The 10,354-nt window shown below is 39.5% G+C and carries 14 protein-coding genes; 4 read left to right on the forward strand and 10 right to left on the reverse strand.

The genetic code is table 11. From position 1 onward, the window contains the following. Positions 1–9: 9 nt before the first annotated feature. The 4 genes from ACP5NR_RS00670 to ACP5NR_RS00685 all read right to left on the reverse strand — a co-directional run bounded on the left by ACP5NR_RS00670 (position 10) and on the right by ACP5NR_RS00685 (position 4,156). Positions 10–1,695 (reverse strand): ABC transporter permease, encoded by a 1,686-nt coding sequence (locus tag ACP5NR_RS00670; RefSeq protein ID WP_428004960.1) that lies wholly within the window; start codon positions 1,693–1,695, stop codon positions 10–12. 71 nt (positions 1,696–1,766) lie between these two features. After that, positions 1,767–2,606: an MBL fold metallo-hydrolase gene (locus tag ACP5NR_RS00675; protein ID WP_428004930.1), complete on the reverse strand. Its 840-nt coding sequence runs from the start codon at positions 2,604–2,606 to the stop codon at positions 1,767–1,769. A 36-nt stretch (positions 2,607–2,642) separates the two neighbouring features. Beyond that, positions 2,643–3,530, reverse strand: coding sequence for an RluA family pseudouridine synthase (locus tag ACP5NR_RS00680; RefSeq protein ID WP_428004929.1), 888 nt, complete (start codon positions 3,528–3,530; stop codon positions 2,643–2,645). Further along, entirely contained in the window at positions 3,527–4,156 is a 630-nt protein-coding gene (locus tag ACP5NR_RS00685; RefSeq protein WP_428005781.1) for a phosphatase PAP2 family protein, read from the reverse strand. The genes ACP5NR_RS00680 and ACP5NR_RS00685 overlap by 4 nt, the downstream gene beginning before the upstream one ends. Positions 4,157–4,241: 85 nt before the next feature. Here ACP5NR_RS00685 and hrcA point away from each other — a divergent pair, with 85 nt between their 5' ends. Genes hrcA through ACP5NR_RS00705 form a run of 4 tightly spaced genes read left to right on the forward strand, consistent with a single transcriptional unit; the run spans position 4,242 to position 8,088 of the window. Then, on the forward strand, positions 4,242–5,276 hold the full coding sequence (gene hrcA, locus ACP5NR_RS00690) for a heat-inducible transcriptional repressor HrcA (protein ID WP_428005782.1): 1,035 nt from the start codon (positions 4,242–4,244) through the stop codon (positions 5,274–5,276). 13 nt (positions 5,277–5,289) lie between these two features. Next, a complete protein-coding gene (locus ACP5NR_RS00695; protein ID WP_428005783.1) occupies positions 5,290–5,835 on the forward strand; it encodes a nucleotide exchange factor GrpE in 546 nt (181 codons plus the stop codon). Continuing rightward, entirely contained in the window at positions 5,832–6,965 is a 1,134-nt protein-coding gene (dnaJ, locus tag ACP5NR_RS00700; RefSeq protein WP_428004925.1) for a molecular chaperone DnaJ, read from the forward strand. Before ACP5NR_RS00695 ends, dnaJ begins: the two co-directional genes overlap by 4 nt. Next, entirely contained in the window at positions 6,949–8,088 is a 1,140-nt protein-coding gene (locus tag ACP5NR_RS00705) for a hypothetical protein (protein WP_428005784.1), read from the forward strand. The genes dnaJ and ACP5NR_RS00705 overlap by 17 nt, the downstream gene beginning before the upstream one ends. A gap of 188 nt (positions 8,089–8,276) precedes the next feature. Here ACP5NR_RS00705 and ACP5NR_RS00710 read toward each other — a convergent pair whose 3' ends face one another. The 6 genes from ACP5NR_RS00710 to ACP5NR_RS00735 all read right to left on the reverse strand — a co-directional run bounded on the left by ACP5NR_RS00710 (position 8,277) and on the right by ACP5NR_RS00735 (position 10,159). Beyond that, positions 8,277–8,489 carry a type II toxin-antitoxin system HicA family toxin gene (locus ACP5NR_RS00710; RefSeq protein ID WP_428004923.1) on the reverse strand — a complete coding sequence of 71 codons (213 nt, stop codon included), beginning with the start codon at positions 8,487–8,489 and terminating at the stop codon, positions 8,277–8,279. Beyond that, positions 8,486–8,713 carry a type II toxin-antitoxin system HicB family antitoxin gene (locus ACP5NR_RS00715; protein WP_428005785.1) on the reverse strand — a complete coding sequence of 76 codons (228 nt, stop codon included), beginning with the start codon at positions 8,711–8,713 and terminating at the stop codon, positions 8,486–8,488. Before ACP5NR_RS00715 ends, ACP5NR_RS00710 begins: the two co-directional genes overlap by 4 nt. Before the next feature lie 198 nt (positions 8,714–8,911). Continuing rightward, entirely contained in the window at positions 8,912–9,307 is a 396-nt protein-coding gene (locus ACP5NR_RS00720; protein WP_428005786.1) for a putative toxin-antitoxin system toxin component, PIN family, read from the reverse strand. After that, the gene (locus tag ACP5NR_RS00725; RefSeq protein ID WP_428004920.1) at positions 9,304–9,570 is read right to left on the reverse strand and encodes a hypothetical protein; all 267 of its coding nucleotides are present in this window, start codon (positions 9,568–9,570) and stop codon (positions 9,304–9,306) included. Before ACP5NR_RS00725 ends, ACP5NR_RS00720 begins: the two co-directional genes overlap by 4 nt. A 155-nt stretch (positions 9,571–9,725) precedes the next feature. Further along, positions 9,726–9,920, reverse strand: coding sequence for a type II toxin-antitoxin system HicA family toxin (locus tag ACP5NR_RS00730; protein WP_428005787.1), 195 nt, complete (start codon positions 9,918–9,920; stop codon positions 9,726–9,728). A gap of 32 nt (positions 9,921–9,952) precedes the next feature. Next, positions 9,953–10,159, reverse strand: coding sequence for a type II toxin-antitoxin system HicB family antitoxin (locus ACP5NR_RS00735; RefSeq protein ID WP_428004918.1), 207 nt, complete (start codon positions 10,157–10,159; stop codon positions 9,953–9,955). Between the last annotated feature and the right edge of the window lie 195 nt (positions 10,160–10,354).

The following is a 10,354-nucleotide window of genomic DNA, read 5'->3' on the forward strand; positions in this document are numbered from 1 at the left end:
AAATCACCTTCATTCAAATTTGAATTTCTGTGTAGACCATCTTTGAAGCGGTCTCCACAGCAACCTGTTTATCACAACCACACTTATCGACATCATAACAACGCTTAAAGCGAGCAAATTAAGTTGGCCCGCATTCGTGAAATTATTTATCAAACTCCCTATGCCGTTTGCCTGATACAATTTTCCTCCGACGTTCATGTATTCGGCCACTATGCTTGCATTCCATGCCCCACCGGCTGCAGTTATAGCACCTGTTACAAGATATGGAAGTACGGCCGGAATGTAAAGATCTCTCCATAACTCTCTTTTTGTGAATTCAAGTATTTTTGAGGCTTCCTTTAATTGATTTGGAATTGCCGATGCACCTGCTATGACGTTAAAAAGAATGTACCATTGTGTTCCAAGCAACATCAAAATTATCGAACTCCAATTTAAATTTGGAAATAGCAAAACGAACCATGGATATATCATCGGTGCCGGAAAAGATGCGAGTACTTGGACAACAGGCTGCATTCTCTTTGAAAGTTTCAAATTTTTACCTATTATTATGCCAACTGGCAAAGCCCACATTGAAAGACCTACGGATATGTAAACTCTCATGGCCGTCAGACCGTCTCCGGATAGTATCTTTAGAATTTCTCCACTTCCCACATTGCCAAGAAATGCCAGAAATTTCCAGACGGCAATCACAGCCACAAAACCCACGATGGAATAAAAGATAACATTGCCGACTTTGCTTTCTTCCTTGTCTTGAACGAAACTCTGAGAAGGACGGGGCTTGACCATGTTAATCCTTATTGACCTGAGATTTGCAAGGTCTCTGAAAAACCTAAGCACATGGGAGTTTTTCAACACATCTAATATGAAAGATTTTGGCTCTTCGTCGGATCCGACTTCATCCATCTTGAATTTGTCTGCCCATGCAACGATTGGTCTCCAGAAAAACATGTCTATCGCAAGGATCATCAAAATCATCGCAATTATGGCATAAAATTCGCCTGGCACATACCCTTTGTCCATGGCAACGGCCATGTAAGATCCGACTCCGGGCAATCTGAAATTTTGATTTCCAAGCGTAAAAGCCTCGCAAACGATGAGAAAAAACCATCCTCCCGCCATTGACATCATGCTGTTCCAAACAAGACCGGGCATAGCGTAAGAAACTTCAACATTCCAAAAAATCTTCCACTTTGAAAAGCCGTAAATTTTGGATGCCTCGATTAAGTCTCTCGGTATGGATTTAAGAGATTGATAAAAACTGAAAGTCATGTTCCATACCTGTCCTGTGAAGATCATTATTATGGAGGCAAGTTCAAGGCCGATGTTGCTGTGCGGAAAAAGCGCTATCATGGCAAGAATGACACCGGGCAGAAAGCCAAGTACCGGAATAGATTGAAAGATATCAAGCAGAGGGATTAAAACACGTTCGGCATATCTGTTACGCGCTGCAACGTAACCGTAAATTAAAGTGAAGATTAAAGAAAAGCCATAGGCTATAAAGCCTCTTGACATCGAAAGAAAGGTATAGCCAACGAGGGCAATCGGAGACATGGAGATCTTCGCTTCGTAGACTATGGTTCCCGTCCATCGATGGGCGAGCAGAGTTATGCCCCAAACTATAAGGGCTAAAATGGCAAAGACTATTGCATCGTAGATCGAAAAGTGGAGGATCTTCTTCTCGATCGCACGAACCATTTTCACTCATCTCCAACACCTCCGTTTTAACTTTAACAAAATTCTACCATAAAAATTGTGAATCTTTTCAATCATTTCTTTTGCCATTTGCCGTAAGATACATTAACAATCTCCGTCTTTTCCTCAAGATAGGCAAGTATTGCACTTTCAAATGATCTAAAAAGATAAAAAGTACCTGAGTTAAGATGTAAATTCTTCGATTCTGCGATTTCAAAACATATCTCTTCAACGCTCTTTGGCCGTGTAAGCGTGTCAAAAGTGATTTTGACGAAATCCATAAGCGCTTCTCTTGTAGCATCAATATCCTTGGACGGATCATCTTTTGGATCGCCGTGAGATGGAACGTAAAAATCGGCATTTGTTTCCGTGATCTTTTCAAGAGAATCAAGAAAGGCTTTTGCATCCACAAGGTATGGGTATGTGTATTTTTGAATTATCTCCTGACCAAAATAAGCATCTCCGCAAAAAAGCACGCCGCCAAACTTTACGCCTGTCATACCGGGAGAATGCCCGTTGAGTTGAACGAATTGAATATCCGAAGGCCATTTTTCGTCTTGAAAAGATCGTATGGTTGAACTTTTAGCCTTGAAAAAAGAGGCTTTAAGCACGCGTGGAGGATTTGCACCGTACAGATAAAACGATTCCATGAATGGTTTTTCGATGAACAACCTTTCCAGATCATCGGCACAAATTCGTGCACCCATTGAGGAAAAGAGATGATTTCCCTGAATGTGATCGGCGTGAGAATGGGTATTCAAAACAAAGTCTACATTGCCTATCTCTTCTGAAAGCGACTTCGCGAATTTTTCACTTGAACCTGTATCTATAAGATACCTTTTGCCATCGCACTCTATCAGACCGACATTTGTATTTCCCCTTTTTAACCAAATGCCATTCGATATTTGTTCCATTACACACACCTCTTTGAATTATGCCATTTTCACCGCTCAGAGTTTTCCGAGTATATTTGCCCTTTCTTTGTCAAGTGCCGCTTTGATCGTCAATTTGGTATGCTTCAAAGGATGCACGAAAGAAAGTTCCGAGCAGTGAAGAAAATATCCTTCGAGACCATACTTTTTTCTAAAAATTTCATTTTCATCTCTGTCACCGTAAAGATCGTCTCCTATGACCGGAAAGCCTATCGATGAAAGATGCCTTCTTATCTGATGCTTTCTGCCGGTAAAAATTTGCACTTCCAAAAGCGTGTATCCTGTGAAAAAATTTATTGGTTCGATGTGCGTAAAGGCGTACTTACCATCAAGCGATGCCTTTATGTCCATTCCACTTTTTACAAGCCCTTTGACAAGCGTTAAATACCGCTTTTCGATCTCGTGAGAAGAAAAAAGTTCAGATAATTTTTTCGCCATTTCGTAATTTTTCGCTATGACGATCACGCCTGACGTGTATTTGTCGAGTCTATGGACAAAGAAAAATTCTTTCATTTTTCCTAAAAGTACGTTGTAAAGAGACCTGTTTGAGATGTTGGTTCCCGGTTGGACGGAGAGACCGGAAGGTTTATTTAAAGCGAGTAAATCTCCATCTTCATAGATCACGTCCAATTCCATTTCCAAAGGAATATGTTGCGGAGCGGTTCTTCCATATCTTTGAATTATCTCATCTGCGTTGCCTTGAAGTTTTATGATGATCCGCTGACCTATCTGAACTCTAAAGGCCCCGTCTTTTATCCTTTTGTCGTTGACCAAAACCTTACCCGATCTTATAAAACTCTGCAAGGCAGATAATCTTATGGAATCATAATTTCTTCTCAGAAACCTATCAAGTCTTTCGTTATCTCTGTCCGCAATTATCTCTTTGAAATAAAAATCATCGTTCACGTTTGTTTCGGTCCTTTCATGCTTTTAACTATCGCTATGGCAATTATCATACAGGCAATTCCTATCGATGCGCCACCCAAGACATCGAGAAGCCAGTGAACTCCGATGTAGAGCCTATCGTAAAGGATCGAAAGTATGAAAAGAGAAATTATAACCGAGATTGTCCATGAAACTGCCTTTGGCAATTTCGATTTCATGATGAAGTAGACTATCATACCGTAAAGCGCAAAGGCTCCGACTGAATGGCCACTCGGAAAAGAGTAAGACGTATCAGGCACAAGTTGCGAAAGCGTTGGGCGTGGAATTGCGTAGATGTACTTTAAAGCCTCAATCGATATGCCCGCAAAGACCAAAGATATGAAGAGCATCAAAGGCTCCCTCCATTTCTTGAGAAGTGCCAAAATAACGACGACGATAAGTCCTAAAACTATATCGTATATGGTATCGGCATATTTTGCAACCAATATGAAATAAGGGTTAAGAATATGGTGCCTCATACCTATGACCGCTTTTTCGACAAAAAGGTTAAGCGCATTTGCAAGACCAAACTTTTCGATCAAACCAAGCGTTATGCCGATTCCAAAGAAAATCACAAACCATGAAAAATACCACCAAAATTTCTTCAACTAAAACACTCCTTTCTTGACAATTAACCTTAAATGTAGTACCATATATTTAGCACTCTATTATAGAGAGTGCTAAGGTGATTATATGGATCTGAATGAAAGACAAAAAAAGGTACTTTTTTGCGTTGTGAACGAGTACATAAAAAACAAAAAACCTGTCAGTTCGGAGCAGATAATTGAAAACACGAACATCTCTCACAGCAGCGCAACTGTCAGAAACGATCTCAGAAAACTCGAATATCTCGATTACGTGAAGCATATTCACACGTCTTCTGGAAGAATTCCGACTGACAAAGGCTATCGTTTTTACGTTAATTCCATCTTTGAGATATCTCAGGAAATGAAGACATCAAAAGATGTCGAAATCTTTCCGAGTTATCCGCAGGGTAATTTCGATCAGGTTATAAGTCGCGTCTCAACGCTGCTTGTCAGAACGTTGCCCGTCATAGCCATCATAACAAAACCCGTTTCCGATAAAACGAAAATAAAATCCGTCAGAATTCACAGAACCTTTGAAGATTATATCACAATCGTCCTTTCAACGGAACTGGGCATGGTTAAAACGCAAACTATTCCCAAGCGTTTATCGGAGGAAGGCGCAAGGGAAATTGAAAGATTTCTCAACAGTGCGATTGTAGGCAGAACCATTGACGAATTGCGAAAAACCATCTTTGACTCGGATTTCGATCAAAATCGCTGGCACGGTACCAACGTCGAAAACACGATCGAGATAATCAAAAGTTTGATAGAAGATTCGGGTGAAGAAAAATACACGATAAGAGGCATTGAAAATCTTATAGATGACGATGCTGTCGATCAAAAAGTCCTCAGAAGATTGTTGAGAGTTCTTGAAACGCCGGACAAATTTTATGGATTTCTCAAAGATTTCGGAGAGATCGAAGACATAAGAGTTTTTGTCGGATCCGAGCACCCACAGGCGGAGATGGAATCATTTGTTTCTTTTATCGCACCTTACAAAGTCATAAACGAACAAATTGGATACGTTATATCGATAGGCACAAAGGTCATAGATTATCAGAAGGCCATAAAACTCACGTGGTACGTTGGCAACAGGCTAACGGAACTTCTAACTTTTCTATCGAGAATAAGCGAAAAATAAGAGGTGAATTGAAATGGAAGAAGGAAATAACAGGAAAAACGATGTTGAAAACGGCATGAAAGAAAATGCGCAGATCGATGAACTGAAAGCCTCGCTTGAATCTTGTGAAAAAGCAAAAAAAGAACTTGACGAATACGCAAAAAGAGCGAAGGCCTCTCTTGAAAATATGAGAAGAGAAAAAGAAGAAGAGATAAATTACGTAACGAGTTATGCCAACCAGAAACTTGTGGAAAAATTCGTGGAAATTTTAGACGATATGGAAAGAATAATGGATAATTTTGAAGATAAAAAATCCACAGAGTACGTCGCTTTGGAAATCATGCACAAAAAATTCAAAAACATGCTTGAAACTGAAGGACTGAAAAAAATAGACACATCCGGGAAATTCGATCCTTTTGAACATGATGCCGTTGAAAGGATAGAGTCTCCGGATCACGATGACTGGGATATAGTTGAAGTAACGCAAAATGGATATAAATTCAAAAACAAAGTTATAAGACCCGCCAAGGTGAAGGTTGCTTTGCACGTTTCAAGCAGCGGTTCGAATGAAGGACGATGATCGTTTTGGCAAAAAAGGACTATTACGAAATATTAGGCATTTCGAGAGATGCGTCTACCGATGATGTAAAAAAAGCGTACAAGGAACTTGTAAAAAAATGGCATCCGGATCTTCACCCCGACAACAAATCTGAAGCCGAACAAAAATTCAAAGAAATACACGAAGCCTACGAAGTGCTTTCCGATCCTCAAAAAAGAGCGCAATACGATAGGTTTGGTTATGTGGGCCAGCCTCAGGAAAACGTGTATGGATCCCAGCAAGGAGGGAATCCTTTCAACCAGCAGGACCTTTTTGGTGGGTTTGAAGATATATTCAGCGTCTTTTTTGGTCAGGGAAGAACGGCCGAAGAAAACCAGACAAGAAACATTAGAGGAGAAGATATCTACGTAACGGTACAAATAGAGACAAAAGATGTGCTCTACGGGACTGAAAAAGAAGTGGAATACACCCGTTACGAAACATGCCAGGCCTGCCATGGCACAGGCGCAAAAGACGGAACTGCTTTCAAAACATGTCCGAAATGTCATGGAACAGGTGTCATTAGGGTACAGCAAAGGACTTTTTTTGGAGTCATGTCGACACAAACTACCTGTGACATGTGTGGAGGCAGTGGAAAAATCATAACTGAAAAGTGTCCCGTGTGTGGTGGACGTGGCAGGGTAACGGCAAAGAAAAAGATAAAAGTAAGGATTCCCGCCGGCGTTGAGGACGGAGGAAGGTTGAGAATTCCAAATGGCGGCCATGCCGGAGAAAATGCAGGACCTTACGGAGATCTTTTCGTCATACTCAGAGTTAAAGAAATTCCGGGCATAAAAAGAGAAGGAAGAGATGCTTACAGCGAAGTTACCATTGACTTTGCTCAGGCGACGCTTGGAACCGAAATCGAAATAGATGGCCTTGAGGGTAAAGAAACTCTTTCAATTCCGGCCGGTACGCAGCCTAACACCATTCTGAAATTGCGTGGAAAAGGCTTTCCGTATCCAAACGGAGGCGCACGCGGAGACCATATCGTAAAGGTCAACGTTTTGATACCCAAGAGAATTTCAAAAGAACAGGAAGAATTGCTAAGAAAATACGCAGACCTTACACACACAGGGGTGAACGAGAAAAAGCATGGCTTTTTCAGGTGAAATGGAGAAAGATATGGAAGAACTTCTGATAAAGAAAGGGCGTATTTATTATTACAAAATCTACAACATAGCGGATTCGGCCGATCTCGAAAAAGTAGTCTCATTAGCCTCGAACTTCAAAGGTATTAAAAGGCTGAGGTTTGAGCGTGTCGGATCCGACGTGATAGACATTCCAAATCCTCCGATCCAACTTTACATCGACGAATATCCTTTGGAAATAGAAGGATCTCAAATGCACGTCACGGTAAAATTAGAGATAAACGAACTTGGCACAATGGCCATAATAATTCAGGTTGAATTTGAATCGGAAATGCCGGTGACTTTTTTCAAAAATTTTCAGCGCGATTACATGACCGATCCGGATACGACCTTTAAAGTGGACGATTATTTCAAAAACGGTATGAATATCCTGGGTCCCGTTTTCAAAGGGAAATACCAGAAACAATTTCCAATTCTTGATTATTCCGTGTATTACGTTCAAGAATTCAACAAACCCATAAAGGCAAGGGATATTTTAAACGAATACAAAGACCTTCCCGAACTGTTGCACAAAAGCGACAAAAAACTCAGCGCGCAGGTCAGAAACAGAACCTTTCGCCATGCCTTTTCATACTACACCGATGATCTTGTGGTCGTAACCAATGACGGTGCATTCATATACGATCCTGAAGGGTCCGATGACATAATGGACATTCTTGACTTTTTAAACACCCAACTTGTCACAATAAGATATTACGATGATCTGCTCGATAAAAGGATGAAGGAGATAAATCTTACCCTGCTTGACAAACCAACCAATTCCTTGACGGAAATATTCAAAATACGAAAGCACAACGATGCGAGCAGAAAACTCATGGTACTCACAGTTGAAGTTAAATCGGCGGTCGATCATGCCAGAAATGCCATACATGTTACCGAAGATGTTTACTACGCAAGAGTCTACATGAATGCAAGACAAATATTCGGCCTTGATTCATGGGAAGAAAGCGTTGAGAAAAAACTCGAGATCGTCAACGATACATACGAAATGGTTCAGCACACCCTTTCCCATGCCTTTGACAATTTTCTCGAAATAGTAGTCATAGTCCTCATATTCGTAGAACTTCTGGCGTTTTTCAGATAACATGATGGGCAGAAAAGAATTGAAAATTGAGAATTGAAAATGGACAATGAAAAACTGCGGGTGGCATGTAGCACGTAGCGGGTGAAAAGAATTGAAAATTGAGAATCAAAAATTGAAAATTGATAATTGACAATGTAAAATGGACAATAAAGATCTGGGGTACAGGTGGTTCACATCTTTAGTCATTTTTATAATTCATCTTTAGATATTCCGGCCTCTTTCAAAATCTCAAGCAATGTACCTATCGGAAGATCCGCTTTATGAAAAGGAATAACAACTCTCCTCTTTGTCTTTTCGTTAAAGTAAATTCTATGAGAGCCTTTCGTCCTATCAAGAACAAATCCATTTTTTTCAAGTATTTCTATTATTCTTTTCGAATTCAAAGATGGAAATTTGCTCATAAAGTAAGTGTATACTCGAGAATATTTTCTTCATTTGGAATCTGCTCGTCATGAGCCTTAAGAGATTCTATATAAAGTTCTATCGCCTCACGTGCCATTTTTATTGATTCATCTATTGTATTCCCAAAGGTTACACATCCCGGAAGAGATGGGACGATGACAGTGTATCCTCCTTCAGGCTCTTTCTTTAAAAATATTCTGTAATTAAGACGCTCCAAATTCATCACCTCGATTCATTATAACACGGGAAGAATTGACAATTAAAAATTGAAAATGGACAATTAAAGACAGCAGGTGGCGCGTGGCGGGTAGGGGGTGGAAAAGAATTAAAAATTGAGAATGGACAATTGGAAATTTGATATGGCTTTTACATAAAAGTCACCCCTGATTTGATGGGAGGCAGGATCGTATCGAATTTAAAGTCAAACGTTGAAATTTTCCAAAAAATCTTTTGGAGAATACACTTTAAGATTCTTTATATTTTGAAAGTGCTTGATATTACCCGTTATTAAGGGAACATCTCTGTAAATGGCGACTTCTATGAAAGAAAGATCTGAAGGATCAAGAAGACCTGCTTTTATTGGTTCCGGAGTGATCAAGACAGACTCACTCTCAATAAATTGCAAAAGCGCTTCCGTGTAAATTTTTGGAAAATCAAATTTTGGGCTTCTCAAAACTTTATCGTACTCAATCAATATTCTTGAATCAAGATTTAAAATTAATCTACCGTTTAAAACAAAGTTCAATATATCTGCCGGAATACCTTTTGGATTTATTATTCCCGAAATTAGAACGTTGGTATCAAGTACGACGTTCATATCTCTTTTTTTATCTTCTCAATTTCATTTATTATTTCTTCATCTGACAAAAGATCAAGCCCTTTTTTAACAGAATAAAAGCGTAATTTTTCAAGAGCCATTTGAGCTTTTAATCTTTTTATATTTCTAATTTGTTCTTCTATATCATCTTCCGCTTTTAAAACTATCGCTTTTGGTTTACCGTTGACCATTATAACAGTTCCATCCTCCGACCAAAGCGCAGCCGGGTTGTTTCTGATCTCTTTGCTTGTAATGAATTTCACCTCTTCCACCTCCTAAATTTATTATACAATATATCATATTAAAGATCCTACCTAAATGAAGAATTGAAAGCAGAATAGAATGGACAATTGACAATTAAAAATTGAAAATGGACAAAATGGCAGGCGGCACGTGGAAGGTGGCGGGTGGAAAGGAATTAAGAAAAGAAGCCTATGTATTCTTTCACCGAAATTTCTGATTGTCTCAAAATTGCCACTATAATACCTGGACCAAGAGTTTCTTTTAAGTGAACTGGTACGACAACAATTTTTCCATTGTTGTTTTTAAGCACATGATGACTTCCGCGTATTCTTACAACGGAAAAGCCTTTTGATTTAAGAAAATCAACCATATCGGAGCCAGAAATCCTTGGTAGTTGTGAACTCATAAGGCTATCTTTTGAACGCCTACGAATTCTATCTTTTCATTTGAAATATCTTCAACCTCAAGGTATCCTTCTATGGCTTCACGCATTCTGCCCATCAATTCATCAAGAGTTTTGGCTTGAGTAAAACAGCCTGGAAGTTCGACAACCTTTCCAACAAGCCAATCATCTTCATCCTTTTCAATTACAACGGTAAATACTCTCATCAAACCACCTCGATTCATTATAACACGGGAAGAATTGAGAATGGACAAAATGGCAGGTGGCGGGTAGCGGGTGGCGCGTGGCGGGTGGCGGGTGGAAAATTGAGAATTAAAAATTAAAAGTAAAAGAACATAGATCTGGCATTGTTAAATCAAAAAACGTCAATAAATATTTTCTCTTGTTCCTATTTTTAATAT

This window comes from Athalassotoga sp. (genome assembly GCF_049965695.1).
In the GTDB taxonomy this organism is placed as follows: domain Bacteria; phylum Thermotogota; class Thermotogae; order Mesoaciditogales; family Mesoaciditogaceae; genus Athalassotoga.